The organism is Paenibacillus sp. MAHUQ-45 (assembly GCF_058133325.1).
Map to the genome: position 1 here is coordinate 722,811 of NZ_JBYUPV010000002.1, position 26,935 is coordinate 749,745.

The 26,935-nt window shown below is 49.8% G+C and carries 24 protein-coding genes; 20 read left to right on the plus strand and 4 right to left on the minus strand.

Translation table 11 applies throughout. From position 1 onward, the window contains the following. The first annotated feature begins 23 nt into the window (after positions 1-23). The gene (locus tag AC3Y23_RS07035) at positions 24-620 is read left to right on the plus strand and encodes a DUF2087 domain-containing protein (RefSeq protein WP_379197010.1); all 597 of its coding nucleotides are present in this window, start codon (positions 24-26) and stop codon (positions 618-620) included. A 120-nt stretch (positions 621-740) separates the two neighbouring features. Beyond that, positions 741-1,190, plus strand: a complete 450-nt coding sequence (locus tag AC3Y23_RS07040) for a DUF3939 domain-containing protein (RefSeq protein ID WP_379197012.1) — start codon at positions 741-743, stop codon at positions 1,188-1,190. A gap of 139 nt (positions 1,191-1,329) precedes the next feature. Here AC3Y23_RS07040 and AC3Y23_RS07045 read toward each other — a convergent pair whose 3' ends face one another. Together AC3Y23_RS07045 and AC3Y23_RS07050 are read right to left on the minus strand one after the other, a co-directional pair. Continuing rightward, positions 1,330-1,626: a phosphatidylinositol kinase gene (locus tag AC3Y23_RS07045; RefSeq protein WP_379197014.1), complete on the minus strand. Its 297-nt coding sequence runs from the start codon at positions 1,624-1,626 to the stop codon at positions 1,330-1,332. A gap of 107 nt (positions 1,627-1,733) precedes the next feature. Beyond that, positions 1,734-2,642, minus strand: coding sequence for an aldo/keto reductase (locus tag AC3Y23_RS07050; protein WP_379197016.1), 909 nt, complete (start codon positions 2,640-2,642; stop codon positions 1,734-1,736). Positions 2,643-2,843: 201 nt separating this feature from the next. Here AC3Y23_RS07050 and AC3Y23_RS07055 point away from each other — a divergent pair, with 201 nt between their 5' ends. After that, the gene (locus tag AC3Y23_RS07055) at positions 2,844-3,515 is read left to right on the plus strand and encodes an HAD family hydrolase (protein ID WP_379197018.1); all 672 of its coding nucleotides are present in this window, start codon (positions 2,844-2,846) and stop codon (positions 3,513-3,515) included. A gap of 438 nt (positions 3,516-3,953) precedes the next feature. After that, positions 3,954-5,054 (plus strand): ribosome small subunit-dependent GTPase A, encoded by a 1,101-nt coding sequence (rsgA, locus tag AC3Y23_RS07060; RefSeq protein WP_379197020.1) that lies wholly within the window; start codon positions 3,954-3,956, stop codon positions 5,052-5,054. A gap of 264 nt (positions 5,055-5,318) precedes the next feature. On the opposite strand, the gene AC3Y23_RS07065 is transcribed toward rsgA, so the two are convergent. Continuing rightward, a complete protein-coding gene (locus tag AC3Y23_RS07065; RefSeq protein WP_379197022.1) occupies positions 5,319-5,945 on the minus strand; it encodes an FMN-dependent NADH-azoreductase in 627 nt (208 codons plus the stop codon). A gap of 229 nt (positions 5,946-6,174) precedes the next feature. Between AC3Y23_RS07065 and AC3Y23_RS07070 the strand changes: the two genes are divergently transcribed. After that, a complete protein-coding gene (locus AC3Y23_RS07070; protein ID WP_379197024.1) occupies positions 6,175-6,312 on the plus strand; it encodes a hypothetical protein in 138 nt (45 codons plus the stop codon). Between the two features lie 121 nt (positions 6,313-6,433). Here the strand turns inward: AC3Y23_RS07070 and AC3Y23_RS07075 are convergent, their stop codons facing one another. Further along, positions 6,434-6,673: a hypothetical protein gene (locus tag AC3Y23_RS07075; protein ID WP_379197026.1), complete on the minus strand. Its 240-nt coding sequence runs from the start codon at positions 6,671-6,673 to the stop codon at positions 6,434-6,436. A 171-nt stretch (positions 6,674-6,844) separates the two neighbouring features. Between AC3Y23_RS07075 and AC3Y23_RS07080 the strand changes: the two genes are divergently transcribed. The 15 genes from AC3Y23_RS07080 (at position 6,845) to AC3Y23_RS07150 (ending at position 26,839) form a co-directional block, all read left to right on the plus strand. Further along, complete coding sequence (locus AC3Y23_RS07080) at positions 6,845-7,498, plus strand: hypothetical protein (RefSeq protein ID WP_379197028.1); 654 nt, start codon at positions 6,845-6,847, stop codon at positions 7,496-7,498. Positions 7,499-7,817: 319 nt separating this feature from the next. Next, positions 7,818-8,840, plus strand: a complete 1,023-nt coding sequence (locus AC3Y23_RS07085; protein WP_379197030.1) for an ABC transporter substrate-binding protein — start codon at positions 7,818-7,820, stop codon at positions 8,838-8,840. Positions 8,841-8,867: 27 nt separating this feature from the next. Next, positions 8,868-9,647, plus strand: coding sequence for an ABC transporter ATP-binding protein (locus AC3Y23_RS07090; protein WP_379197032.1), 780 nt, complete (start codon positions 8,868-8,870; stop codon positions 9,645-9,647). Between the two features lie 90 nt (positions 9,648-9,737). Beyond that, positions 9,738-10,517, plus strand: coding sequence for an ABC transporter permease (locus AC3Y23_RS07095; RefSeq protein ID WP_379197166.1), 780 nt, complete (start codon positions 9,738-9,740; stop codon positions 10,515-10,517). 101 nt (positions 10,518-10,618) lie between these two features. After that, positions 10,619-11,608, plus strand: coding sequence for an aromatic acid exporter family protein (locus tag AC3Y23_RS07100; RefSeq protein WP_379197034.1), 990 nt, complete (start codon positions 10,619-10,621; stop codon positions 11,606-11,608). Positions 11,609-11,781: 173 nt separating this feature from the next. Then, on the plus strand, positions 11,782-12,804 hold the full coding sequence (locus tag AC3Y23_RS07105) for an HD-GYP domain-containing protein (protein WP_379197036.1): 1,023 nt from the start codon (positions 11,782-11,784) through the stop codon (positions 12,802-12,804). 161 nt (positions 12,805-12,965) lie between these two features. Beyond that, positions 12,966-13,523, plus strand: a complete 558-nt coding sequence (locus AC3Y23_RS07110) for an outer spore coat protein CotE (protein ID WP_379197038.1) — start codon at positions 12,966-12,968, stop codon at positions 13,521-13,523. Positions 13,524-13,845: 322 nt separating this feature from the next. Then, entirely contained in the window at positions 13,846-15,417 is a 1,572-nt protein-coding gene (locus tag AC3Y23_RS07115; RefSeq protein ID WP_379197040.1) for a putative amidoligase domain-containing protein, read from the plus strand. A 448-nt stretch (positions 15,418-15,865) separates the two neighbouring features. Next, positions 15,866-18,706: a DNA mismatch repair protein MutS gene (gene mutS / locus AC3Y23_RS07120; protein WP_379197042.1), complete on the plus strand. Its 2,841-nt coding sequence runs from the start codon at positions 15,866-15,868 to the stop codon at positions 18,704-18,706. Between the two features lie 50 nt (positions 18,707-18,756). Beyond that, the gene (gene mutL, locus AC3Y23_RS07125; RefSeq protein WP_379197044.1) at positions 18,757-20,871 is read left to right on the plus strand and encodes a DNA mismatch repair endonuclease MutL; all 2,115 of its coding nucleotides are present in this window, start codon (positions 18,757-18,759) and stop codon (positions 20,869-20,871) included. A gap of 60 nt (positions 20,872-20,931) precedes the next feature. Next, a complete protein-coding gene (locus AC3Y23_RS07130; RefSeq protein ID WP_379197046.1) occupies positions 20,932-21,711 on the plus strand; it encodes a class I SAM-dependent methyltransferase in 780 nt (259 codons plus the stop codon). Further along, positions 21,701-22,657: a tRNA (adenosine(37)-N6)-dimethylallyltransferase MiaA gene (miaA, locus tag AC3Y23_RS07135; protein ID WP_379197048.1), complete on the plus strand. Its 957-nt coding sequence runs from the start codon at positions 21,701-21,703 to the stop codon at positions 22,655-22,657. The genes AC3Y23_RS07130 and miaA overlap by 11 nt, the downstream gene beginning before the upstream one ends. Positions 22,658-22,848: 191 nt before the next feature. Next, the gene (locus tag AC3Y23_RS07140; RefSeq protein WP_379197050.1) at positions 22,849-23,205 is read left to right on the plus strand and encodes a hypothetical protein; all 357 of its coding nucleotides are present in this window, start codon (positions 22,849-22,851) and stop codon (positions 23,203-23,205) included. A gap of 59 nt (positions 23,206-23,264) precedes the next feature. After that, entirely contained in the window at positions 23,265-24,995 is a 1,731-nt protein-coding gene (locus tag AC3Y23_RS07145) for an ABC transporter ATP-binding protein (protein ID WP_379197052.1), read from the plus strand. Continuing rightward, positions 24,995-26,839, plus strand: coding sequence for an ABC transporter ATP-binding protein (locus AC3Y23_RS07150; protein WP_379197054.1), 1,845 nt, complete (start codon positions 24,995-24,997; stop codon positions 26,837-26,839). Before AC3Y23_RS07145 ends, AC3Y23_RS07150 begins: the two co-directional genes overlap by 1 nt. The last annotated feature ends 96 nt before the right edge of the window (positions 26,840-26,935 follow it).

Sequence of the window (26,935 nt, forward strand, 5' to 3'; positions counted from 1 at the left end):
AAATGTCATAAGGAGTGTATCTCGTGCAGCTGGACAAAATCGTTAATTATCATAAGGCTTTGGCCGACCCTACCCGCCTTCGCATGTTGCTCTTGTTATCACAAGGAGAAATGCACGGACATGCGCTGGCTGAGAAGCTGAATCTATCCCAGCCGACGGTTACCCATCATGCCGCCAAATTGCGTGAAGCTGCGCTGATCAAAGAGCGGCGCGACAAGAATACAGTATTTTTCAAGCTGAATCCTGAGTTTATCAGGGAGAATGCGGAAGCTTCTTTGGAGTTTATTTTTGCAAAAGGAGCAAGAGCTATGGAAGAGCAGTCACCTGAGAACAGCCTCAAAGAGTCGGTTATCCGCAATTTTTTCGCCAAAGACGGCCGCTTGCGGCAAATTCCGGCCCAGTACAAGAAGAAGCTGATTGCGTTGCAGTATATTGTGGAGAAGCTGGAGCCTGGTGTGGTGTACACCGAGAAAGAGATCAATGAGTTCATCAAGACATTTCATGATGATTTTGCTACCATCCGCCGAGAGTTCATCATGCATCAGTTTATGTACCGGGAGAATGATAAGTACGAGCTGAATCCGCCGGAGATGTGGACACATTGGGAATATGTCAAATAAATGTCTCCAAATGATAAGATTATGTGAAACTTGGACATAAAACGATTTAAAGGCTTGGGAATTGCATAAAATGGAATTGTAAGCGTTATCTATTACATGCATTGAAAGGAGACTTTCGGTATGATATTTAAACGCGCCAAAAAAGCATCCCCGACCATCGTTGTAACTCTGCCGCAGATCAAGCAGGCTGTGCGGCAGTTTGAAGCCGATATGCCGGACCCGATCAATCGCACTGTTCTGATCAATGATGACAAAAGCATTGACACGAGCCGGCTCAAACGCTATTTGGGCGGTGTTCCGGAGCAGCAGTTCTTTATGTCTCGTGAAACCTTTGAGATTTTTGAGGAAAAAGACAAGCTAATTCCTTATTATTTGGACATGGTTCAATCCGCAGTGGACAATTATATTAGCGATACCGGCAAGTTGCCACTACTTGAAGATGCCTGGCTGCCTGAGGTCCACTACCGGCTGCTGTCAACGGAAAGGTATCTTAAGGAAACCCCACCTTTTCCACTGTATATCACGGAAGAGGAAATGATGCTTACCCACAGAGCGGAGCATTTCAAGTAAGGGGGGGTGAAGGGGTGAGCAGGGGGTTAGAAAATGAAGACTGTCTTGGATGAAGGGAAACTAACACCCTTTTCCAAGACAGTCTTTTTGTGCGAAGATATGGATCTGTTGATAAGGGCAGGTTACGCCGCTTTGCAGATCAAATAAAGAAGGGAAGCAGGAACAGGTCGCTGACACCGAAAAAAGGAATCCGCCGTGAAATAAAGCGTCTTCTTGGGAAGAATCCAGGACGGAAGCCGAATTGTCTGTAATTAGAGCCTTGTGCAGGCATTCCGTTGGCCTGATTCATGATTTCGCCCGTCGGTATTGCCAGTGTAATATAATCCTGATCAACGTGAGCAATAAATCCGTCATGGGATTGACCGTCTGTCGTCACGATCCCAACATATTTATTCACACAGTTCCAGCTGATTTGTTGAATGTTTTGCGTTTCCATAATAATTACCCTCCCTAAGAAATACCCATCTGGATTTGAACTCCTGACATTAGTCTATGGACTGTAACCCAGAACGACCACGGTATTCGCCTATAGGATAATAATTATTAACGATGCTGTGTATATTGATTGGCCTTGCTAACCGTCCGCAGTGCATTCAGTGTCTCCTCAGAGAGCTGTGGGCTTCCGGCGGCCGATACATTCTGCAATAACTGTTCCTGACTACTCGCCCCTGGAATGATCGTTGCTACAGAAGGGTGGGCCAAAGGATAACGCAGTGCCGTTTGAGTCAAAAGGGAGCCATCACCGCTCTGCTGTGTCAGCTTGTCATGAAGTGCGAGTAATGTCTCCCGGTCATAGTCCAAATAGTTCTTGTCTGCTTTGGCCCGGCCTCTCGCAGTCAGAATTCCCCCGGCCAGCGGCCCTCGGGCGATTAGACTTATATTATGCTGGGCTAGCAGTGGAAGAATCTCCTCCTCCGGGCGCCGGTCCAAGATGCTGTATTGACTCATAACACTGACAATATTGGAGCGTTTTACATATTCTCTGATCACATTGGGACGGATAGAGGAGATGCCATAGTAACGGATTAAGCCCTCCTGCTTCAGCTCCTCGAATGCCTCTATCGTTTCATCGATAGGGTCCTCGATTGTTCCGCCGTGCAGCTGATACAGATCGATGTAGTCTGTCTGCAATCTCCGCAGACTGTCTTTAACTGCTGATTTGATATAGGCCTTGGAAGGGTCCCAATCCCAGCCTTCCTGACCTGGCTTCCTACGGTTGCCCACCTTGGTGGCAATAATTACGTCTCCGCGGCGGTGGCGAACGGCCTGGCCTACGATTTCCTCGTTTCGGCCTGCATCGTACAGATCGGCGGTATCCAGGAAGTTGATGCCCTTCTCCAGAGCTTCATGAATGAGATAGACGCCTTTGGCTTCCTCTGTTCCGAGGGACATGCAGCCGAGTCCAATTTCGCTAATATATAATTCTGATGTTCCAAGCTGATGTTTGTTCATCCTAGGTTTCCTTTCTGTTGACAGATTGACCTTTATTATATCGCCTTCAAGTCTAGTCGGACAAATCCAAGAAGTGTTTTGTTATCGGTTGATGAGACCCTATTCTTTTCAGAAAAGGATAAGGCGTGATATAGTTTTAGCTGTGAACCTATAAACAGGTTGCTTGTACGAGAACACAAAATCTAGTGAATTGGTGAGCTTATGACAAAAATACAAGGCTTGTTGTTTGATCTTGATAATACACTTATGGACCGTGATCATACGTTTCGCAGCTTCAGCACCCAGTTTGTGCGACATTTTCTGGGCCATTTATCCCCAGAAGAGATGGACAATGTGATTCGGGATATAATCATAAGGGATGCTGACGGTTACAGGGACAAGGATGGTTTTTTTGCCGAACTGAGCGAGGTACTGCCTTGGGAGACGCCCGTTTCTGCCGCCCACATTCGCACTTATTATGATGAAAGCTACAGTCACCATGGGGCGCTGATGAAGCATGCCCTGGAGATTTTGGAGCATTGCCAGAGTCGTGGTTATGTGCTAGGACTGGTGACCAATGGGAAAAAGCATATTCAGGATGGTAAAATCGACAAGCTGAATCTGCGCAGCTTCTTCAAAACGATCGTGATTTCAGGAGAGGTCGGAATCAAGAAGCCCGATCCAGCTATTTATCAGCTGGCGCTGGAACGTTTGGGAACAGGTGCTGATGAGACGCTGTTTATCGGGGATCATCCGGTCAATGATATTTGGGGTGCTGGTAAGGCAGGGATCGGGAGTATCTGGCTGCGCCGCAATCACCCTTGGGATGATGGTCTTGAAGGTGGTCCGTGGAAAATCATTGACGAGCTTGATGAGCTGAAGCAGATTTTGTAAAATAAAAATGCATTATAGGTTGACAATTGGGATATAATGCGTTTATGATAACAACAGATTATTTCGGAAGGAGACGATGAATATGACAGCATACACAAATGTTTCGACGGTTGTAATTGTTGTAGATACGTGTCTTCCGGGAACAGGTGCTGTTCAGTAAATTCTGATACAGCTTAGCGGGTAAGCTCTTCTAATGCTTATTAGCGCCGTCGGGGACCGTATTGGTTCCGGCGGCTTTTTTGCGTGCAAATATACTGAACCCTGACTCTTATTAAGAGTGTGGTTTATTCTGTATTTGTAATTGTACAGCCAGACTCTGCGCTTAAGCGGGGGATTCTGTACCAGACGCCGCCGGAACCTTGGTTTCGGCGGTTTTTTATGTTCCCGGAAAACGCACAGGATAATAAAAATATGGATACAGAATCTAGGAGGCAATACATGAATATTGAACAATATGGTTGGAATGAAAGCTGGATGAACAAGTGGAATCAAGAATGGAATACACAGGAAGATGGTAAAAGCTATGTACCCGGGCGGATTGTGGGCGACTTCGGCAGCAAATACCGGGTACTTGCGGAGACTGGCGAGACCTGGGGGGAACTGGCGGGGAAGTTCCGGCATTCTCTTTCTGAGAAGGGGGAGTTTCCGGCCGTTGGCGACTGGGTGGTCCTGGCTATGCAAGATGATGGTGCCCATGCAGTCATCCACGGTGTTCTTCCTCGGCATAGCGTGATTTCACGCAATGTAGCTGGCAGCACCCAGGATGAGCAAATCGTTGCGTCTAATGTCAATACCTTATTCCTGGTCAGCGCGTTAAACAACGATTTTAATGTCCGGCGGATGGAGCGGTATCTTATTATGGCCTGGAACAGCGGAGCCAACCCGGTAATCCTGCTGACCAAAGCAGATTTGTGTGAAAACGCGGAAGAGCAAATCGCCGATATGGAAAGGGCGGCGCCGGGCGTTCCCGTGTATGCCGTCAGTGCCTTGCTGGATCAGGGGCGTGAGAAGCTGCTTCCGTATATCGGCAGCGGTCAGACGGTTGCGCTTACCGGCTCGTCGGGCTGTGGAAAGTCGACGATGGTTAACTGGCTTAGCGGAAAGAATCTTCAATTGACGCAAGGTGTTCGCGAAGACGATAGTCGTGGCCGGCATACTACAACGCACCGGGAAATGTTCGTACTGCCAGATGGCGGTATTATCATCGATACTCCGGGAATGCGGGAACTGAAGCTGTGGGATGATGAAGGTGGATTAGATCTCGCCTTTGGGGATATCAGCGAATGGGCTGCATCTTGCCGATTCAGCAATTGTAGCCATGAGCGGGAAGAGGGCTGCGCGGTACTGGAAGCAGTCCACAGTGGACAGCTGGATGAGAAGCGGCTGCTCAACTACCGCAAGACTCAGCGCGAGCTGCAATTCCAGAACTCGAAGGAAGCTAAAGCCAAACGAAAGGTAGCATCAGGGACAGGAAACTCCAAAACAAGCCAGTCGCGGACCAGAGGCTACGGATGGCGCAAAGAATTAGACGAATATTGAGTGTTATATAAGCAGAATTTAAGAATCATCATATTTCACGAATCGACCAACTCCCTGTCCTGGCGGGGAGTAGTCGGTTGATAGCTAAAGATTCGTAAGTTCACTCTACATAACGACAAAACCTCCCGTTTCCAAAAGGAACGGGAGGTTTTGTCTAACCTATATATAAATAAAGGTCCGGTTAACGTGATTTTAGATCGTTGTTGATTCTAGTTGTTCTAATCGTAGCGGCAAATGTTATAACCAGACCTTTAGAACGATAGCTTAGAACGAAGCAGCTACAGTTTTTGCAGTTTCCAGACCTTTAGCAATAATCTCAGCGGCTTGCCCAGGAAGCTGGCTGTGACCTTCAACGATAACTTGAGTGATATCTTGGATACCCCAGAAACCAAGGTTGTTAACGATGAAGTTAACGGCCATTTCAGCACCTGCAGCAGGACCTTCGGAATAAATTCCACCTCTGGCATTCAACACAACTGCTTTTTTGCCACCCAGAAGACCTTTAGGACCTTCAGCAGTGTATTGGAATGTTTTACCTGCTTGGTTCACGTAATCGATGTATGTGTGAAGTACAGCGGGTACAGTCATATTCCATAGTGGGAAAGCGAATACGACTTTGTCAGCTGCGATAAATTGATCCAGGTATTTGTTTACCAAAGCTGCACCAGCAGCTTCTTCAGGCGTAGCTTCATAGCCTTGGTTGGCTTTGTAAACGCCAGTGATCAAAGTATTGTCGTAGTAAGGGAGCTGTTCAGCGAACAGGTCAAGTTCAGTAATTTCATCTTGTGGATGATTTTGCTTGTAGCTCTCCAGGAATTCGTTGTACAGCTGGACGCTGACCGCTTGGTCGGCAGGACGGTTGTTTGCTTTGATGAATAGGACATTAGACATGATGATTGCTCCTTAAATGTATGTTGGATACTTACTGAATATAATATAGCACTTGTAATTAAGTTTGTAAACATTAATATATATAAAATAAATTTAGTGTCTGAACAGCGAATACATGCGTTTAGGAATATGTAGAGAGGGTATATAGGAGTACGAAGGGGAAAAGGAATAAAATTCCTGACACGAGAAGAGTCTGATAAACAAGAAATGAATAAAAGGAGCGATTGACATGTCCATTGACCGTTTTATTATTAAGAAATTGGACAGCTGTCACGAAGAACACACACGTCTAAATCTAGTCGAGCTGTTCAAGCTTCGTATACAAAAGGCCGAAAAGGCGGAAGAAACAAAGTACAAAACCAGCTAAACCGTTCTATTCAATAGTTAAAAGGTAGTCGGTTGTTTCAGCAATAGACAGGCATATCCCTTCAGGCGAAGAGGCGTATGCCTCTTTGAGTTGTCTGGATAATAAAAAAACTATCCCTCTATTAATAGAGGGATAGCGCCAATGAATCATTTTCACTGTAACTGTGCAATATAGCTTCGGAGCCTTTAATTTCAATACTGATCAGAGAATTCAAGCATTTCTGGAGGGCACTTTTGCCTTTTTGAATTTTGAGATCCAAGGTGCTGTTGAGTAACCGGAGCACTTTTTGAGTCGGCTGTTTATTTTCTGTTGTGAAATACACAGGTACAAGTTTGTTCTGAAATGTTATAACCATTCTCATTTGGAATCCACCTCGCTACAAGTATTTCATAGTAATGATAATACTGGGTGTTTCTTAATTTTACCTTAAAATTAGCTTATGATAACATAAAGATTACTAGTTTTATTTCTTTATGTAGTGTTTTTTGATTTAATTATGATCAGTGGAGTAATAAAGGAAGGATATAATGATGTGAATGAAAAGGAAAGAGTGATCCTGGCCCGTTTTCTGTTTCCAGAGCAGGCGATGAGTGGTGATATTGAGAAGATATTGAACAAGGCAGCTGCAGGATCTCGGCTGTGCCGGCTGCAGTACGTCGAAGCGGGTCTTAAAAGAGATGTTTGCTTGCTGGTTCATAGGGATACTACATGGATTTTTTGTCTGAGAACACCTGGATTGTCAAGCTGGGAGTTAAGAGAGCCTGCAGCGGTGCGTCAGGCCTGTATCGATTTACTAAATGGTTGCGGAGATTCTGAAAGTGATAGCCAGACGGCGCCCGCTATGTTGCTGTCCAGGAAGAGATTCGAGGAGATCAGGGAAGAGGCGGCAACCCTTCCGGGACATATCCTGTCAAATTTACTGGAGGAAGCAAGCGGTGATGTCATGAACGCGACCCGATTAGCCAGAATCATGAAAAAGTACACGTCCAAGGGTGAATTGCGGCTTTGCATGCATTATCCCGGCGGCTGGAAGACCCAGTATGCTTCCTATATCGCCGATCCATCCGGCGCATTTGTGCTGCGTATCGGACGTGGAACTGAAGATTGGATGATTGCTGCTCCAACGACCAAAGCGGAATTCTGCAACGCTATCACACAATGGGTTCTGAAGGCGGCGCCAATCTGACGCTGCGACCAGCACGGGAACTATGAAGCCCGGAGCCCGCATCAAACCTTAGCCAAAATACGCGTAAGCAAATACAGTGACACACATCAGGCAGGGCCGATACTTTGGTTCCGGCCATTTTGGCGTTTTCTCATGAATCTCAAAGTCTCTCAAACATAGTTTCCATGTTTTTCAAAAAAATGAGTATCCGCCAATGTACCTATTTTTACTAGGTTTAGTACCTGTGCTCCGGAGCATCGTGGTCTTCTTAACCATTCTTTAGGCACCCGCATATGCTGCAAGCAAGGGCGAAAGACCCGGTAAGAAAGGAGAATGAAGGATGAATAGAAGAAATAAACACTCGTTGTTGTTCTTGATCATCGCTCTGTGTTTGTCCGTACTTGCCGGCTGCGGGGGCGACCCGGCGTCGGTGAAGGTGAAGATCGGCGAGGTGACCCGTTCGGTGTTCTATGCGCCTGAGTATGTCGCGCTGTCACAGAATTTTTTCAAGGATGAGGGTCTGGAAGTGGAGCTGCAGACCATTCCTGGCGGAGACAAGACAATGACGGCTCTGCTCTCGGGAGCGATTGATGTGGCGCTTGTTGGCTCCGAAACTTCAATTTATGTATCCCAACAGGGAGCCGATGATCCGGTGATCAACTTTGCACAACTTACTCAGCGGGACGGAACCTTTCTCTTTGCTCGCAAAGCTTCAGGGCAGTTCAAGTGGGATGATGTGAAGGGATCTGTTTTTCTCGGTCAACGAAAAGGTGGCATGCCGCAAATGGCCGGCGAATTTACGCTGAAGCAGAAAGGTATCGATTCCGCCAAAGATGTGAAGCTGATTCAAAATATTGATTTTGCCAACATTACCGGTGCCTTTGCTTCTGGAACGGGGGACTATGTACAACTGTTCGAGCCGCAGGCTTCTATCTTTGAGCGTGAAGGACGGGGTTCTGTTGTAGCTTCATTCGGGGTGGAGAGTGGTTACTTGCCGTACACAGTCTTCATGTCCAAGAAGAGTTATATCAGCAAAAATAGCGACACGGTCCAAAAGTTCACCAATGCGATCCAGCGGGCTCAAACTTGGGTGAAGGAGCATAGCCCGGAGCAGATTGCGGATGCGGTACTGCCGTTTTTTGACAAGATAGATCGGGATATCGTGATCTCGTCGATTAAGCGCTACAAAGAGCAGGATACGTATGCGACAGATCCCATCATTGACAATAAAGAGTGGAATAACCTGCTGGATGTTATGGAAAATGCCGGTGAGTTGAAGGAACGTGTACCCTTAGACAAAATTGTGAATAACCGATTTGCTAAAAAATCCCGGGACAGTCTCGCAGGTCAATCCGGTAAATAAAGATGGGCTGGAAAGGAGAAGGTGGATATGCTGCCGGTAGTGGAATTAAAAGGAGTCACACATGCTTACTTGGGCGAACGGGAAGCTTCTCTGGCTGTTGAAGACCTGAACCTCAGTATCGTTAGTGGAGAATTCGTCAGTCTGGTTGGACCTAGTGGCTGTGGTAAAACAACGCTCCTCTCGATTATTGCCGGATTATTGCAGCCATCTGAAGGAGAGGTCTCCGTCTATGGCCGTCCCATCCATAGCCCTTCCCCTGACATCGGCTACATGCTCCAGCAGGACTATCTGTTTCCCTGGCGCAGTATTCTTGACAATGCCCTGTTAGGGCTAGAATTGACCGGTAATCTTAATGAGGAGAACCGCAGAAAGACCATGGAGCTGCTGGGAGACATGGGGCTAGCGGGAAAAGAGAACGCTTATCCATCAGAGCTCTCCGGCGGCATGCGGCAGCGCGTAGCGCTCGTGCGTACCCTGGCCACAGACCCCGGTTTGCTTCTACTGGATGAACCGTTCTCGGCGCTCGATTACCAAATCAAGCTGCAGCTTGAAGATCTGGTGTCGGAGACGCTGCGCCGCCGCGGGACGACAGCGATCCTGGTTACTCACGATCTCTCTGAAGCGATTGCGGTCAGCAACCGGGTGATTCTGCTGGAACCAAATCCGGGAAGAATCCGCAAGGTGTTCACCGTACCGGAGTCTATCCGTGAGGTTCCGCCTTTGTATGCACGGGATCAGCCGGGCTTTGCAGAGCTTTTTCATGAGGTGTGGAAAGAAATAGAGCAGGCGGGGAGCAAGTCAATTTAGGGATGTAACGCTGAACGTAAGGAGGGAACGCTTGTGGAGCAATCGGAAATATCCGGGATCGCAGCTTCCCGCGAATCATGGCTGCGGCAGATGCACAGCGTATTTAGGCAAGAGAAACGACGAGAGAAAAATCGGGTTTTCGCGGTCCGCACCAGCCTGCTGCTGGTGTTCTTTGCCCTCTGGGAAGTCAGTGCACGGCTGGGCTGGGTCGATCAACTATTGTTCAGCTATCCGAGCAAGGTGTTCCGGCAAATCTGGGGCGATATGGTTAGCGGTAGTCTCTGGCCGCATTTGGGAATCACGGTTGGAGAGACTGCGGCAGGCTTCGTGCTAGGAACGCTGCTCGGTACACTGCTTGCGGTTGTGATCTGGTGGTCGCCTTTTTTATCCGCTGTACTGGATCCGTATATGGTCGTATTCAACAGTATGCCAAAAGTAGCGCTTGGTCCAATCTTTATTGTGATGTTTGGTGCCGGGTTCACAGCGATAGTAATGACTACGTTGTCCATCACGATCATTGTAACTACACTTGTTGTCTATAATAGCTTCTGCAGTGTCGATCCCAATCTGGTCAGGGTAGTGCGGTCATTCGGCGGCACACGGGTGCAGGTCTTCTTCAAGGTTATTCTGCCTGCTTCGTTCCCTGCTATTGTATCTACGCTGAAAGTGAATGTTGGCATGTCTTGGGTAGGAGTCATTGTAGGTGAATTTCTGGTCGCAAAATCAGGTCTTGGTTATCTCATTATCTACGGCTTTCAAGTCTTCAACTTTACGCTGGTGATGTCGAGTCTGCTCATCATTGCAGCGGTCGCAACGGCTATGTATCAACTGGTTGTTTATGTGGAGAAGCTACTGTTAAATCGGCGTTAAAAAGGCGATGACAAGTTGTGCCCTTCAGGAAAATCTTGTACCATGACTATATTATCTGTACTTTAATTAAGAAGCGAAAGTAGTTAAGGAGAGTATTGTTCATGGGATTTCGTGTTATCAAAACCGCGGCGGCCACACTGCTGTCTATTCTGCTGGCAGCCGCTGTAGGCATACCAAATGCGCAAAGCGCAGGTCTGCTGGCTATTTTAGGGGTGGAAGTGACCCGCAAAAGGAGTCTCCGAACGATATCGGCGCGCTTTTTCGCCTCGCTCGTGGGACTCTTTTTGGGTTGTATTTTATTCTGGGCTCTGGGCTTTCATTACTGGGTACTCGGACTCTATGTGCTGTTTGGCTTTCCGCTAATTGTGCGAGCAGGCTTTAAGGAAGGAATCGTCACCAGCTCTGTTATCGTTTTTCGGGTTTTTGGACAAGCCGAAATCACCTTACACGTCCTGTTCCAGCAGATTGAGCTGCTCGTAATCGGACTTGGGTCGGCAGGATTGGTGAATTTGATCTATATGCCGCATGCAGGTGGGGCAATTTCAGCCATTCGCAAGGAAGTGGATGGTTATTTCTCTGTGATCTTCACCCAGATGGCTCGCACATTGCGTGACCCTGCCTATGTCTGGGATGGTAAGGAACTGATCGGAGCTAACGCAGCCGTCCAGCGAGGACTGACAGCTGCGACGCGGGAGATGGAGAATCATGTGATTCATCCCGATGAAGCGTGGAATGTCTATTTTTATATGCGAAAAGAGCAGTTAGAATCCATCCAGAACATGGTTCAACTACTCTCCCAGGTCTACCGGCAATTGCCGCATGGTGAAATGATGGCTGAGCTCTTCGATCAACTGAGCAGCGATGTGAAGGCTGAAGAATATACAGGTCGAACGGAGCACTTGCTGCAGGAGGTAGAGCAGGAATTCAAGCGTATGGAGCTCCCGGCTTCCCGGGAGGAATTCGAAGTGCGTTCAGCGATTCTTCAACTGTGTCGTGAACTGACTCTGTACCTGAAAATTGCCAAACAACATAAGAATCCAGTCGGACATGAGGTAGTTCGTCCTTCACGGAATTCTGCCCGTAAAAGCTGAGATTAGGCCTCGAAGCCCGGGACAGGTATTAACAAACAATAGTAAAATAACGATAAGTATAATTAAGCAATAAAATAGTACCCCAGGAGATACATTGTGAACAGTAACAGTGAGGATTCAAATACAGCAGGAAATTCCGTAGTCTCGGGTTTTCTGCTCTGGCAGGTGAGAGCATGAATAGTAGCAACGAGGAGTATATCGGGAAGCAACTGGTTACCAACTTGTTCAACAGCAAGGGCGTCTTTGTATTGCCTGCGATGACCTTGTTAAGCGCCGAACATATCCGATTGATCAGTCAGCACAAGATTACGCTGGAGGAGAAGGACGTTATTCATTTGGATGGCGCGGCCTTTTTCCAGATCGCTGTCGACGACTGTACGACTGCAATGGAAAGTATTTTTGAACAGATCCGTTATAATAAAAGCAAGCGCATTCCCATGATTGAGCTCCGAAATGAAGTCATTCCTTTCATCCATCAGGTTACGGAGAAGAATGATTTCTATGGTATATTGGCTGCGTTGCAGTCAAAGGACGATTATACATACAGGCACAATGTTGCAGTAGGGATTCTCTCAACGCTGCTGGGCAAGTGGCTCAAGATGAAGCCGGAGGATCTCAGCCAGCTGACCATTGCGGCCACCCTGCATGATATCGGAAAGATTATGGTGCCGGCTGAGATTCTAACCAAGCCAGGACCGCTGAGCGAAGAAGAGTTTCAGATAATGAAAAAGCATACTACGTATGGCTACGAAATGGTGCGGGACACGGTGGGCACGAATCACAATCAGGCGCTTGTAGCTCTTCAGCATCATGAGCGAATGGATGGCAGCGGCTATCCGTTCGGGGTGCTTGGACACCGGATTACGGATTTTAGCAAAATCGTAGCGATCTGCGATATTTTCCATGCCATGACTTCAGACCGTTTCTATCGAAAGGCGTCTCCGCTTTACGAGGTTCTGACACAGATGGAGGAGAGTGTGTACGGGAAGCTTGATCCTTATATTTGCCGAGTCTTTATTGATAAACTGATGCAGTCCATGATAGGGAACGAGGTGGAGCTGACCGATGGGCGGGCAGGAAGAATTGTGATGATCCTCTCGCATGACCCTCTTCGTCCGCTCGTGAACATCGGGGAGGACTTCGTGGACCTGAGCAAGCAGAGAAACCTTGGTATTGTAAGGGTAATTCCACAATAAAATGTACTCATACCATCGTATCTAATGAAATAAAATGTACTATAACCCTCGCGGCCGGGTCCGGGAGGGCTTACTCAAATTTATTTATAGTCTAACAATCAACAAATGCCTAGAACCTGCATACACTTGATAGTGAATGATTGTATGGAGGAGGTTCAAAGATGTCATTAGGCCATAAACGTCAAACAAGGGAGATCATTACGAAGGCAATTTGCGGCAAAGGTCGTAAGTTCTCTACCGCAACTCATACCGTGACTCCGCCACATCATCCGACAAGTATTCTGGGGGCATGGATTATCAACCACCAATACGAAGCGGTTGCCGCCGGTAACGGAATCGAAGTAATCGGTACTTATGATGTGAACATCTGGTACTCGTACGACAAGAATAAGCAGACCGAGGTAGCTAAAGAAACGGTCTCTTATGTGGAAGTTATTCCTCTGTCGTACCTGGACCCGAGACACCGCGCATCTACAGTAGAGGTCTCTGCGGAGGCAACGCAGGAACCAAACTGTGTAGAAGCGGGCGTATCGCCGGGAGGCGGAAGCGTCACCCTTCGCGTGGAGCGGGAGTTTGAAGCGGAATTGGTGGCTGAGACCAAAGTCCGCGTGTTTGTAAGTGATCAAATCGATGATCTGGAAGACAAGGATTATGATTTTGACGGCGAAACCTTCGATTATGAAGATTTAGACCCTGACGCCCTGGATGATGAGTTGTAAGAAGGATGCGCCGCCGCTTGCCTTAAGATGAATGAGATATGGTTCATTATATGTTGGGAGGGCGGCGGCGAAGAGGGCGAATGCCCTCCTTTTTTTGAAAAATTTTTTGGCTCGATCTAAAAATCAGAGGTTGTAATTAGTTCCACAAAAGTTTAATCTCTATGGCAAAAACGGTGTCTTCCGTATGACGGGAAGCCGTTTTTTGCTATTTGCGCATGAACCTCGGGAACGTTTGCCAAAGCCAGCTCTGCTGAGGGTTCTTGCTGCATGGGAGAATCAGGTTGTGGACCACATCACTATCAGCCCGAAGGAGGGCGGGAAGATGATCAATGAAGGGATAGCAGTCTACAGGTCTCTTTCGCCGGAGCAGAGGGAGCAGCGCCTGCAGCGCAGTGGACTGGAAGCAGCACTCACTATGAACGGTAAGAGGAAACTGCTCATCGATGAACTGGGGGACAACGCCAGAGTAGGTAGGGAGCGTAGTCCTGTCTGGGAGATGGGGAACTCCGCTGACAATACATACAAGGCAGTTAACCACAGGGGAAGATATCGGCAACGCTACGCCATTTCTATTTATAATCTTGCGGTGCTGGACATTGCCCCCCTTGGAGCAGGATCGGGAATGAAGGTGGCTATCCATAGTTCCTTTGGACCACCGGGAGGCTTTCGAGCGGATCAACGCCCCGGGAGACTTGCGACCGAAAACCAGGATGCTGAATGGGCAAACTGGCTGACAAGCGGGGAAAGTTCCCAGGCGTATGCGATAGATCGGTTAAATGATTCGATGGGTGCAGGTAGTGGTAGTGATGCAGAAAGAAACGTGAATGGCCGAATATGGAGGGGAAACGGAGCCGCTTCGGGTGAGAGCAGAAGCTTCCGGCGGCACGTGGACGCTTTGGCCATCCGCGCATTGTATAGCCTGGGTCTGGACAGCGGGGAAGTGCTGCTGACCGCCATGGGCGGGCGCCGGTATGTGGTGGAGGCTGTGACACCACTGGCAATGGCTCCGGGCAAGTCGCTCCCGGAGCCTCACGTTGCGGCTGCGCAGGCATTGGCGCGCAGCCTGGCGAGTGAGCAGCCCGGGCGCCCGGGGCTGCTCATGGGAATGGACCCGGAGTTTCTATTACTCCGGGTGGACACGGGCCGCGTCGTGCCTGCGTCGCGGTACCTGCCCATGGCAGGCGTCGCGGGCTGCGACGCCGGGCCCCCGGGAACGCGTGGCGCGTTCCCGGTAGCCGAGCTGCGCCCTAAGCCGCGCGGGGAACCGCGCGCGCTGCTGGCGCAGCTCATGTCCGCCGCGGCTACGGCGGACCGGCTCATCGCCGACCGCACGCTGGCGTGGCGGGCGGGAGGCATGCCGCTGGCGGGCTGGGCCCTCGGCGGCCATCTTCACTTCAGCGGCGTGACGCTGACCGCGCCGCTCCTGCGCGCGCTCGACAACTATCTCGCGCTGCCCATTACGCTGCTGGAGGACGCCAGAGCGTCCTCGCGGCGTCCGCGTTATGGTGTGCTCGGCGATTTTCGGTACCAGCCGCATGGCGGCTTCGAGTACCGCACCTTGCCGAGCTTCTTGGTCTCCCCGGTCATCGCCAAAGGCGTGGTCCATCTGGCTCACCTGATCGTGAGCCATTATGAAGACCTGCCGCTCCGCCCGCTCGACCGGGAAGATCTGCATGCCGCCTACTACAGCGGCGACAGAACCCCCTTGCGGGCCGCCTTCGTTCCCTTGGCGGCCCACATTAGAGCCTTGGGCGGCTACGAGAAGGCCGCCCCACATATTGAGCCCCTGCTTCGCTATATCTCCGCAGGGCGAACCTGGGATGAATCCCGTGATATTCGCAGGTTATGGCAGGTGGGAAAGCCCGATGAGATTATTCCCGCTATACAATCCTAATCCCCCATTAAGAATCGGGCTGTCCTTATAGGGATGCTCTAAGGATGAGGCAGTCCTGTTTTTTTAAAGAGCTGTAAAAAGACGGTAGAGCAGCGATTTTCCCGTTAGAGGAGGATCGCTGCTCTATTTTTTTGTTATTGCTGGCTTGCTTCAACAAATGGTGGGCTAGTGGAAGCCAACCAGTAATCTCCAGTTAGCTTTCTCATACGAAATCGTTTATTTTGGGATTGTCGTGAGAAATTTGTCATGAGCATTTTGCTCCTAGCCATTTATTCGATTCATCCAATATTTGTGCAGCTTGAACTTAAAATTAAATAGAAGTAGCCGTAACTTGGGGAAATTCGGATCTCTATAGCAGTAGCCAGCAGTACAACTTACCAAGGGTAACTTTGAGAGCGAACTTTCTGTTATAATAGAGGTTAGCATGAAAAAGGCTTGGAGGTAGACCATGGCAAAATATACGCCGATGATAGAGCAGTACCTACGTGTGAAAGAAGGAGCGAAGGATGCATTCCTCTTTTTTCGATTAGGTGATTTTTATGAGATGTTCTTCGAGGATGCCGTGCTGGCGTCAAAGGAACTGGAAATAACATTAACCGGACGCGAGGGTGGGGGCGACGAGAAGATTCCGATGTGCGGAGTCCCATACCATGCTGCTGAGGGTTACATACAGCGTTTGATCGAAAAAGGTTACAAGGTCGCTATCTGCGAACAACTGGATGATCCTGCTGTAACGAAGGGGATGGTGCGCAGAGATATTGTGCGCGTCGTGACACCGGGAACGGTAATGGATGGCAAAATCATTTCTGACAAGAACAATAATTATTTGGTCTGTGTCACTGAGTTGGAAGGAATGATGGCACTGGCTGCCTGTGATTTGACCACAGGTGAGCTATATGTAACTTCCGTGCTGTCCGGCGCAGAGTGGTTGCGAGACGAGATCGGCATTTATGAGCCCGCCGAGATCATCGGTGATGCAGTCCTGCTGGAGACCCTGCGGAGCGAAGCTTCGCTGCTGGCCAAGCCAGTCGTATACACCCCGTGGGAGAAACGGGACGAGGAATTGGCTCGTCGCCAGTTCGGTGAGTCGGCTTGGGTACGGCTGGAACGGGAGCGGGGCCATTGTCTTTCGCTGCTGATCTCCTACCTGAGTGAGACACAGCGGCGGTCGCTGGGACAACTGAGCCAGATTTCGCCTTACGAACCGGGCAATTATATGATTCTTGATCCATTCACCCGCAGAAATCTGGAGCTGACCGAGACGGTACGTGAGCGTTCTAAAAAAGGCTCGCTGCTCTGGCTGCTGGACCGTACCGAGACGTCGATGGGTGCACGTCTGTTGCGCCGTCGTATCGACAAGCCGCTGCTCCAGCGGGCCCCGATTGAACGTCGGCTGGAAGCGGTCGATTATCTATATAATCAATTCATCGTTCGCGAAGATTTGCGCCAGGCACTCAAGGAAATATATGATCTGGAGCGTCTGGTTGGCCGAATAGCCTTCGGGAGCGCCAATGGCCGGGATATGAATGCGCTGAAGCTTTCTCTGGAGCAGATTCCGGCACTGAAAGAATTGTGTGGAACGTCAGGCTCTGTCACCTTGCAGGAGATCGGGGCAGCGATGGATGATTGCGTAGAGCTGCGTGAGGACATTGCGCGGGCAATTGTTGACGATCCGCCTGTATCTGTACGTGATGGGGGAATTATTCGTCAGGGGTACCATGAACGTCTGGACGAGCTGCGGGAAGCGAGCAGTAGTGGTAAGCAATGGATTGCGGAGCTTGAGGCCAAAGAGCGTGTGGCTACTGGTATCAAGTCGCTTAAAATCGGCTATAACAAAATATTTGGCTATTTTATAGAGATTACCCGTGCTAATCTGTCCGCATTGCCAGAAGGGCGCTATGAGCGCAAACAGACACTGGCGAATGCAGAGCGCTTTGTGACTCCTGAACTGAAAGAGAAAGAGGCGCTGATTCTGGAAGCCCAGGATAAAATGACGGATCTGGAGTACAGCCTCTTCACAGAGCTGCGTGATAGAATAGCAGCCCAGGTTCCGCGACTGCAGAATCTGGCCGAGAAGGTCGCTGAGATTGACGTATACCAGAGCCTTGCGGCTGTTAGCGCAGAGCAGCGGTTCGTGAAGCCAAAGCTTTCCGACGGATACGATCTCCGGCTGGAAGGCGGACGGCATCCGGTCGTGGAAGCGGTGTTGAAGGATGCAGCGTTTATCGCTAATGGAAGCAGTCTCACCAAAGCGGAGGGCAATATTCTGCTAATTACAGGTCCGAACATGGCGGGTAAAAGTACCTACATGCGTCAGGTTGCCCTGATCTGCATCATGGCCCAAATCGGCTGCTTCGTCCCTGCTTCCCATGCAGAGGTGCCACTGATCGACCGGATTTTCACCCGGATCGGAGCCGCTGATGACTTGATTGGCGGTCAGAGTACGTTCATGGTGGAGATGGCCGATATTCAGGTCATGACGGAAAAAGCCACCGCACGCAGTTTGATTATCATTGACGAACTGGGCCGGGGAACTTCGACGAGCGAGGGCATGGCCATTGCTCAAGCTGTCATTGAATACGTGCATGACACCATTGCCTGTAAGGCACTCGTCTCGACTCACTTTCATGAGTTGGCTCACCTGGAGCAGAGTCTTGGTGGTCTGCGCAACTATTCGATGGCGGTGCAGGAGAGCGGTGACAAGGTTAACTTCTTGCGCAAGCTTGTACCGGGGGCGGCAGACAGCAGCTACGGTATTTATTGCGCACGGCTGGCTGGACTGCCGGGAGGAATTATTGACCGCGCCTACGGGCTGCTCCAGAGTATTGAGCAGGCAGCTGCGCCAGGCGGAAATGCGCCCCATTACGGGGGCTCCGAGCAACGTCGTTCCAGTGCGGAGGGACCCGCTTCGGTTCAGGAGTCTGCTGCAAGCCTGACGGAAGTGCCAACAGATCATGTGTCCACCCAAGCGGGTACGGCCTATGCTGAAGCCGCTGTTTCGATCGCAGCTTCGGAGGCTGCCGTGCCGCTCAATGCTCCTGATTCTACTGTATCGCTCTCGGCACCTGAAGCCGAGGGGGAAGTGGTGCAGCTCTCTATCTTTGGTGAGGAAGAGCCGCGCAAGTCCCGCAAAGGCGGGGCAGGAGCTTCTGTGCCTGCTGAGGGACAATATCATCCGGGTCTCAAAGACTTTATCGCAGCCGTTCAAGGGGCCGATCTCATGAACATGACGCCGCTGCAAGCGATGAGTCTGTTGAATGACCTGAAAATGAAAGCCAAGGATCTCTAATAGACATGTACAGCTTAACAATATAGATAGCCTATAGCGGGGTGAATAATATGGCGAAAATTCATGTGTTGGACGAGCATATTGCCAACCAGATCGCCGCGGGGGAAGTGGTTGAACGACCGGCCTCCGTGGTGAAGGAGCTTGTAGAGAATGCCATTGATGCGGGAAGCACAGTGATCGAGGTATCGGTGGAGGAAGGTGGACTTCAGAGCATCCGTGTCAAGGATAACGGCTCAGGCATCGAGCCGGATGATTGCGAGACAGCGTTCTACCGGCATGCGACGAGCAAGATTGTGACCGGACGTGATCTGTTCCAGATCACGAGCCTCGGCTTCCGGGGCGAGGCACTGCCCAGTATCGCGGCGGTATCCAAGGTGTCACTGCTCACAGCGAGCAAGGACGACGGTGTAGGCCGCAAGATTGAGATCGAGGGCGGCAATTTGCGGATCAATGAAGATTCTCCTTCCGGACAAGGGACAGATTTTGCTGTTCGGGAATTATTTTTCAATACCCCGGCCAGGCTGAAATACATGAAGAGCATTCAGACTGAACTCGGACATATCTCCGACACGATGTACCGGACGGCGCTTGCTCATCCCGGGATTTCCTTCACGCTTCATCATAATGGCAATCAACTGCTGCGCACATTGGGCAATGGTGACCTGCTGCAGGTCATTGCTGCCATCTATGGAACGTCAGCGGCCAAGGCGATGCTACCTGTCTCTGCAGAAGATCCTGACTTCAAGATCACCGGCTTTGTCAGCCGTCCGGAATGGACGCGATCCAACCGCAATGCGGTGACTACGATTGTTGGAGGACGCCATATTCGCAGTAATGGCCTGAATGCAGCCATTATGCGGGCTTATCATACACTGCTTCCGATTAATCGTTACCCGCTGCTGGTGCTTAAGTTCGATATGCATCCCTCGCTGGTGGATGTCAATGTGCATCCCGCCAAGCTGGAGGTGCGTTTCAGCAAGGAGAATGAGCTGTACAAGTTCGTCGAGGAGGAGATTCGCAAGGTCCTAATGGGACAAAGCTTGATTCCTCGCCCTAGTAAAGAACCGATCGGTTCCAAGAATAGCGGTGCCTTTATTCAGGAACAGTTCGCATTTGGTAGAGGGGCGTCTCGCCCGCCAGCTGAAGGTGAAATTACAGCAGCTCCCAATGTGTCCTCAGGTGAGCAGCAGCATCCGGTGGCTCCGAGCGATGCAACCCGTCCGCAAGAGTTGAATTCCGACCTGGCGGCAGCGGGTTTGGGCCGTTCATATGAGGGTAGTAATCCTTCTGCGAATTCAGAGGTATTTCAGTCACGGGAATCGACTGCCTCCTATGGCAGAGGTAATCCGTTGTCTTCTCCTCCGCTAGGCGGAGGAATGTCTAGTGACGGCTACCGTAATTCATCTGCTGGAGCCAGTGGGAATTATTCAGGGAATGGCAGCCGGCAGTCGGTGGGAGGTGCTGGTGGCAGCAATGCCAGCGGTGGATATCGTCCATCACCTACAGCCCTGTCCGCCAGAGGCCAATTCCCGTTGAACGAAGAATTATGGGCGCCTGCAGCCAGCGAGGAATCGGGATTACCCGCTTTTCCAGAGCTGAATTATATCGGCCAGCATCATGGGACCTACATTATTGCCCAGAATGACAGCGGCCTGTATCTAATAGATCAGCATGCAGCACATGAACGAATTAACTATGAGTATTATTATGAAAAGTTTGGCCGTCCGGAAGATGCCTCACAGGAACTGTTGCTGCCCATTACGCTGGAATTCACACCGTCAGAGAGCCGCCAGCTTAGCGAACGGCTGCATTGGTTCCAGCAAGCCGGTGTGTACCTGGAGCATTTTGGTGGACAGACCTTTTTAGTGCGTTCTCTGCCGTATTGGTTCCCAGAGGGGGACGAGAAGGCGGTTATTGAAGAAATGGCAGAATGGGTGCTGAGCGAACGGGCGATTGACTTGGCCAAGCTGCGTGAGAAATCTTCCATTCTATGCTCCTGCAAAGCTTCTATTAAAGCAAATCAGAAGCTGACTGAACAGGAAGTAGAGACCCTCATTTCCCGGCTCGCGGCTTGCCGCCAGCCATACACCTGCCCACATGGGCGCCCGATTGTCATTTCTTTTTCGGCCTATGACCTGGAGAAGTTGTTCAAACGGGTAATGTGAAGTTTTGAAATAAGATTGATCTATAAAAGATTTATTGTATAGAGCCGAACAGGAGGCACAATGATTATAACGACGGGTAATGACCCGATACCGGAAATTGTACAGCGGGCACAGCGCCTGGCAGAACGTACGGGGTGCAAATATGTGCCGCGTGGCAAGTATTCTTTCCCCAAACTTGTGAAGCAATATGGGGAGGAAGAGGTACTGGTAGTACTGCAGGAAGCAGTTCGGCTGATCCGGCCCGAAATGCCGCCTATGGAGTTCCATCCCAGCATGGGATATGTACGAGCCAAGCGGATTCTTAGGGGCGAACCAGATCCCTTGCTCGCTGCTGCGGACATGATTCCCGGTGACAGTGTGCTGGATTGCACTGCTGGCCTTGGTACGGACTCGCTGCTCTTCTCGGTATATGGTGGAGAGTCATCCCAGGTAACAGCACTGGAAAGCTCCCTCCCCCTATATGCACTGCTAATTGAAGGGATGAGCCATTACAGCACTGGGAAGGAACGGGTAAATGAGGCTTTACGCCGAATCCAGGTCGTGAATAGTGACCATTTGGACTATTTGCGGGGACAGCCGGACCGCAGTGTAGATATTGTTTACTTCGATCCTATGTTCCGCGTGCCATTAACGGCGTCGGACTCCATTTCTCCGCTACGTCAGTATGCCAACGGAGCAGCGCTGTCACTAGAGAGTGTGGCTGAAGCTAAGAGAGTAGCCCGAAAAACTGTGCTGTTGAAGGAAAAAGCTCTAAGCGACGAATTTGCACGGCTGGGCTTCTCAGAGCTGCTGCGCGGCAGCTCCAAAATATCGTACGGGGTGATTAAGATTGACAACTGAAGAAAGGCGCAAGGTTCTGGTGCTGCTAGGACCGACCGCTGTCGGCAAGACCAAGCTAAGTCTTGCTATCGCTAAGGCTTACGGAGCTGAGATCATCTCCGGTGATTCTATGCAGGTATATACTGGCATGGATATCGGAACAGCCAAAATCTCACAAGAGGAGATGGAGGGTATCCCTCATCACCTGATTGATATACATGATCCTAAGGATGCCTATTCCGCTGCGGAGTTTCAGGAGCAGGGTCGCAGGCTGATTGAAGAGATCAGCAGTCGAGGCAAACTACCATTTATAGTAGGGGGCACGGGGCTATACATCGAATCTCTTTGCTACGGCTTCCGCTTCTCGGAAGCGGTGGCAGATGAGGCTTTCCGCAAGGAGCAGGAGGATTACGCGGATGAGCACGGAGCGCTTGCTCTGCATGCGAGGCTGGCTGCTGTAGACCCTGTTAGCGCTGAGCGGCTGCATCCCAATGACCGTCGCCGTATCATCCGTGCGCTGGAGGTCTTTCATCAGACGAATATAACGCAATCGGACTCCCTTGCTGGGCAAAAGAAGGAATCGCCTTATGAATTGTGTCTAGTCGGTCTGACTATGGACCGGAAAATTCTTTATAAACGGATCGAAGATCGAATTGACGCCATGCTCGCTGACGGGTTGATTTCCGAGGTCCAGGGATTATTAGACCAGGGGTACGACCGGAGTCTCGTCTCGATGCAGGGTCTTGGCTATAAAGAGATTGCTGCTTATCTTGCGGGTGAGCTGACTATGGACGAAGCCGTAACGCTCTTAAAACGGGATACCCGTCGGTTTGCCAAAAGACAGATGTCATGGTTCCGTCACATGAAGGATATCCAGTGGATTGATGTTGACGCGGAGCCAAGCCTCGATGAGCATGTTGAGAGATTCCGCGAGTTCATAACAAATAGTTTCTCTAAAGACCTATAAATATTTGCGTCATACGATAGCATAGAGGATGCTCCCGAAGTGGATTTTCACTTTTAGGGAGCATCTTTTTTTCGTCTAAGAGGGAGTGTTGAACGACAGTGCATATACGCTTGACAGTCGATATGAATAAGGTATAGATTAATAACAAACACTTTTGTATACGTTTGTATACAATATGAGGGGGATTTAGAATGCGTGAAGGAAGGGATCGATCGAAAGGACCTCGTGGTCACCGGGGATCTGGTGAACAGGGCTGCGATTCTGGCGAAGGCCACAAGGAGCGTATCCAAAGTGCGCAGACTTTTCGCAGAGGGCGTGCCATCGCCTTTCTGGAAAGACTGGATATCAAGCGTTCCACGTTGATGCAACAGCTGAACCAGCCTGAATACGATTCGATTAAGCAAGTTTTAAGTGGTGAATTAAAAGCCACTGATGCCATCATGCAAGAATTTATTCATGCTTTTGAGCTGCGGGAAGTGATGCTGGAGCAGGATGGAAAACGGGAAAAAGAAGAGGTCAAGGATGAGAGTAACAGCAACAGTAACTGATGATAGAATTGTCAGCCACAATGACCTTAGAACAAGAGTTTCAGAAATCAGGTGAAAAAATGTCAAAGCTAAAGAGCTTTTTGAAGCCTTACTGGCTGTGGTGTGTACTGGCACCCCTTCTGATGGTGGTTGAAGTGTTCATGGATTTGCTTCAACCTACGCTGATGGCAAGTATTGTGGACAAAGGCATAATGAAAAATGATTTGATGCATATTGTTTCGACCGGTCTGACTATGCTTGGCGTTGCCTTTATTGGTCTGCTTGGAGGCGTGGGGTGTACTATATTTTCGAGTATAGCGTCGCAAAATTTCGGCAACGACCTGCGGATTCGGCTATTTGAGCATGTACAGACTTTTTCAAATCGAAATCTGGATAAATTGAAGACCGGATCGCTGATTACCCGTCTAACGAACGATGTGGTGCAGCTACAGACGTTTGTTCAGATTATTCTGCGATCACTGGTTCGTTCACCGCTGCTACTTATCGGCAGTTTGGTTATGGCGATTCGCATCAGTCCTTCCTTAACGCTAATCCTGCTCGTCTCGGTTCCGCTGTTGTTTGTACTGCTTTATGGACTAATCCGGCTTTCCTTCCCGCTGTTTGGCAAAATGCAGAACAAGCTGGATGGGGTCAACACGGTGCTGCAGGAAAATCTATCAGGAATGCGGGTTATTAAGGCCTTTGTTCGCGGTGAACATGAGCAGAAACGCTTTAACGAGGCGAATAAGGATTTTACCGAGACGGCGATCAAGGTTACACGGCTGATGTCACTCAATTTACCGCTCATGATGTTGGTGCTGAATGTCAGCATTGTCGCGGTTCTTTGGTTTGGGGGACTAGCAAACTGGAATCACGGATTACCTATCGGCGATTTGATTGCTTTTATCAACTATGTGACCCAGCTTCTGATGTCGATGCTGATGCTAAGCAGTATGCTTACATTCATCTCGCGGGCAAAAGTGTCCGGGGATCGTGTAAGCGAAGTGCTCGCTACAACAAATGAAATTACAAATTCTCATGACAGACTTACTAATGCTGTTCATGCTGGTCAAATTGAGTTTGACAGAGTCTCATTTGCTTATAATTCGGAAGATGAGAATCTTGTGTTGGAGGATATTTCTTTTACCGCTAAGCCTGGTGAAACGGTCGCTATCCTTGGCGGCACTGGAGCGGGGAAATCAACACTGGTCAGCCTCATGTCGCGGATCTATGAGGTGTCATCAGGTTCAATTACGATCGACGGTACAGACATTCGAAAAATTGACTTAGAGCACTTACGCAGAAGCATCGGATTTGTTATGCAGCAAACGATTTTGTTCAGCGGGACGATCCGCGACAATATCCGCTACGGGCGACCTGATGCTACAAATGAGGAGATTGAGCAAGCGGCCATTGCCGCAGAAGCGGATGGATTTATTAAGGGGCTTCCTGAAGGCTACGATACTGTGCTTGGTCAGCGTGGAATTAATCTGTCCGGAGGACAGAAGCAGCGGCTGTCCATTGCACGGGCACTGCTCATTCAGCCAACTATTCTGATCATGGACGACAGCACCAGTGCGCTGGATGCGGTAACTGAATCACGAATTCGGAGGCGCCTCAGTCAGCAGATAGGGAGCAGCACCAACATTCTGATTACGCAACGTGTCTCGTCTGTCGTTGATGCGGATCGTATTCTAATTCTGGAGAACGGTGTAATCGCTGCTCAGGGTACACACGAAGAACTGCTGCGAACCTCAAAGGTTTACCGGGAGATACGACAGTCGCAGCTCAAGGAAGAGGAGGCATCGTAATGTCCAGTACTCATAATCGTACATCTGCACAGGTTCCCGGACCGCAGGGTGCCTTCGGCAGAGGGCCTGGAGGGGGTGGGCCTGCCATACCTATCGTTCGCGCCAAGAACCGGAGTGCCACCATTAGACGCATCTGGGCTTATTTGAATCGTCAACGGGGCGGGTTGATCGTAGTGTACATTTTCACTGTGCTGAATGCAGTATTGTCGCTTGTTGCACCGTTTCTACTTGGCAAGGCGATAGACATCGCCGTTATTCCACGCGAATACAATTTGCTGGTTCGGTTTAGCCTTCTCCTACTTGGGATCTATGCGCTGTCCAGTCTGGTTGCCTGGGTTCAGGCTTATGTGATGACAGCAGTATCACAAAATACGGTGCTTGAGCTTCGGCGTGATTTATTCGCCAAGTATCAGGAACTGTCGGTACAATTTTTCGATACACATGCTCGTGGAGAGCTGATGAGCAGGGCGACTAACGATATCGAGAATGTATCAAATACGCTGAATCAGAGTGTAACTCAGCTTCTGAATAGTCTTATTACGCTCAGTGGTTCGCTGGTTATTATGCTCACTATGAATGTTCCGCTCACGGTTGTGGCATTGTTAACAATCCCTCTTGTGCTTATAAGCAGCCGTAGAATCGCGGGCTTAAGCCGAATCTATTTTAAGGATCAACAGCGACATTTGGGAGAGCTTAACGGGTTTATTGAAGAGACGATCAGCGGACAAAAGGTCGTTAAACAATATGTCAGGGAAGCTATGGAGACAGAGCGGTTTCGCGGGATCAGTCATAAACTGAACAAAGTCGGCATCAAAGCGCAGATTGTATCCGGACTAGTAGGGCCGGTCATGAACCTTATCAACAATCTGGGCTTTGCAATCATTGCCGGTGCCGGCGGCTGGATGGCTTATCATGGATTGGCTACAGTCGGGGTTATTGTAAGCTTCTTGAACTATTCAAAACAATTTGGCCGTCCGATCTCAGAACTTGCGAATCAGTACAATCTGATCCAGTCTGCCATTGCGGGAGCGGAGCGAGTATTTGAAGTGTTAGATTTGCCGTCGGAATACGAATCATTAGAAAAGGAAGACACGGAGTGTCCGAACTTGATCGGGAAAGTTGAATTCCGTGATGTATCCTTCAGCTACAAGGTGAATGCGCCAATTTTGCGAGGGGTTACCTTTGGAGCAATGCCTGGCGAGAAAGTCGCCATTGTTGGCCCGACCGGATCAGGAAAGACGACGATCGTTAATCTGCTAACCCGGTTCTATGAGGTGACGGAGGGTTCAGTTAGCATTGATGGTTTTGATATTCGAAAGCTGAATAAACGTGGGCTTCGCAGCCAGATCGGAATGGTACTGCAAGATGCTCATGTATTCTCAGGGACCATACGGGAGAACATTCGTTTTGGTCGTCTTGATGCCACTGACATTGAGGTTGAGAAAGCGGCGCGACAGGCCAATGCTGCCGATTTTATCGCCAGGCTCCCACATGGCTACGATACGATTCTGGAGAGTGAAGGCAGCAATTTGAGTCACGGGCAGCGTCAACTGCTGACGATCGCGCGCGCCATTCTCGCCGATCCTGCCATCTTGATTTTGGATGAAGCGACAAGTAGTGTGGATACGCGCACAGAAATGCAGATTCAACAGGCTATGAAGACTCTTATGCAGGGACGGACCAGCTTTGTCATTGCACACAGGCTCAGTACGATTCAGGATGCGGACCGTATCCTGGTTATCCAGAACGGCCGGATTGTCGAACAGGGCCCTCATGTGCAACTGCTGAAATCTCATGGTGTTTATCATGAATTGTATGTTAGTCAGTTTGAGCAGGCAATGTAGACGGAATTTTATAAGCGTGCTCAGCGCTCATTTCAGATTTTGTAGGCATAAGGGCGGGGAAGGTGGTTGTCCGGCGATCCCGTTTTTTTGAACTGA

What these genes read in the sequence shown, in the direction of transcription:
- AC3Y23_RS07090 (WP_379197032.1), top strand. Translation starts at nt 8,868, where the DNA reads ATGCTGCCGGTAGTGGAATTAAAAGGAGTCACACATGCTTACTTGGGC.
- AC3Y23_RS07055 (WP_379197018.1), top strand. Translation starts at nt 2,844, where the DNA reads ATGACAAAAATACAAGGCTTGTTGTTTGATCTTGATAATACACTTATG.
- AC3Y23_RS07050 (WP_379197016.1), bottom strand. Translation starts at nt 2,642, where the DNA reads ATGAACAAACATCAGCTTGGAACATCAGAATTATATATTAGCGAAATT.
- AC3Y23_RS07085 (WP_379197030.1), top strand. Translation starts at nt 7,818, where the DNA reads ATGAATAGAAGAAATAAACACTCGTTGTTGTTCTTGATCATCGCTCTG.
- AC3Y23_RS07075 (WP_379197026.1), bottom strand. Translation starts at nt 6,673, where the DNA reads ATGAGAATGGTTATAACATTTCAGAACAAACTTGTACCTGTGTATTTC.
- mutL (WP_379197044.1), top strand. Translation starts at nt 18,757, where the DNA reads ATGGCGAAAATTCATGTGTTGGACGAGCATATTGCCAACCAGATCGCC.
- AC3Y23_RS07150 (WP_379197054.1), top strand. Translation starts at nt 24,995, where the DNA reads ATGTCCAGTACTCATAATCGTACATCTGCACAGGTTCCCGGACCGCAG.
- mutS (WP_379197042.1), top strand. Translation starts at nt 15,866, where the DNA reads ATGGCAAAATATACGCCGATGATAGAGCAGTACCTACGTGTGAAAGAA.
- AC3Y23_RS07130 (WP_379197046.1), top strand. Translation starts at nt 20,932, where the DNA reads ATGATTATAACGACGGGTAATGACCCGATACCGGAAATTGTACAGCGG.
- AC3Y23_RS07095 (WP_379197166.1), top strand. Translation starts at nt 9,738, where the DNA reads ATGCACAGCGTATTTAGGCAAGAGAAACGACGAGAGAAAAATCGGGTT.
- AC3Y23_RS07045 (WP_379197014.1), bottom strand. Translation starts at nt 1,626, where the DNA reads ATGGAAACGCAAAACATTCAACAAATCAGCTGGAACTGTGTGAATAAA.
- AC3Y23_RS07070 (WP_379197024.1), top strand. Translation starts at nt 6,175, where the DNA reads ATGTCCATTGACCGTTTTATTATTAAGAAATTGGACAGCTGTCACGAA.
- AC3Y23_RS07065 (WP_379197022.1), bottom strand. Translation starts at nt 5,945, where the DNA reads ATGTCTAATGTCCTATTCATCAAAGCAAACAACCGTCCTGCCGACCAA.
- AC3Y23_RS07140 (WP_379197050.1), top strand. Translation starts at nt 22,849, where the DNA reads ATGCGTGAAGGAAGGGATCGATCGAAAGGACCTCGTGGTCACCGGGGA.
- rsgA (WP_379197020.1), top strand. Translation starts at nt 3,954, where the DNA reads ATGAATATTGAACAATATGGTTGGAATGAAAGCTGGATGAACAAGTGG.
- AC3Y23_RS07100 (WP_379197034.1), top strand. Translation starts at nt 10,619, where the DNA reads ATGGGATTTCGTGTTATCAAAACCGCGGCGGCCACACTGCTGTCTATT.
- AC3Y23_RS07040 (WP_379197012.1), top strand. Translation starts at nt 741, where the DNA reads ATGATATTTAAACGCGCCAAAAAAGCATCCCCGACCATCGTTGTAACT.
- AC3Y23_RS07115 (WP_379197040.1), top strand. Translation starts at nt 13,846, where the DNA reads ATGATCAATGAAGGGATAGCAGTCTACAGGTCTCTTTCGCCGGAGCAG.
- AC3Y23_RS07110 (WP_379197038.1), top strand. Translation starts at nt 12,966, where the DNA reads ATGTCATTAGGCCATAAACGTCAAACAAGGGAGATCATTACGAAGGCA.
- AC3Y23_RS07105 (WP_379197036.1), top strand. Translation starts at nt 11,782, where the DNA reads ATGAATAGTAGCAACGAGGAGTATATCGGGAAGCAACTGGTTACCAAC.
- AC3Y23_RS07145 (WP_379197052.1), top strand. Translation starts at nt 23,265, where the DNA reads ATGTCAAAGCTAAAGAGCTTTTTGAAGCCTTACTGGCTGTGGTGTGTA.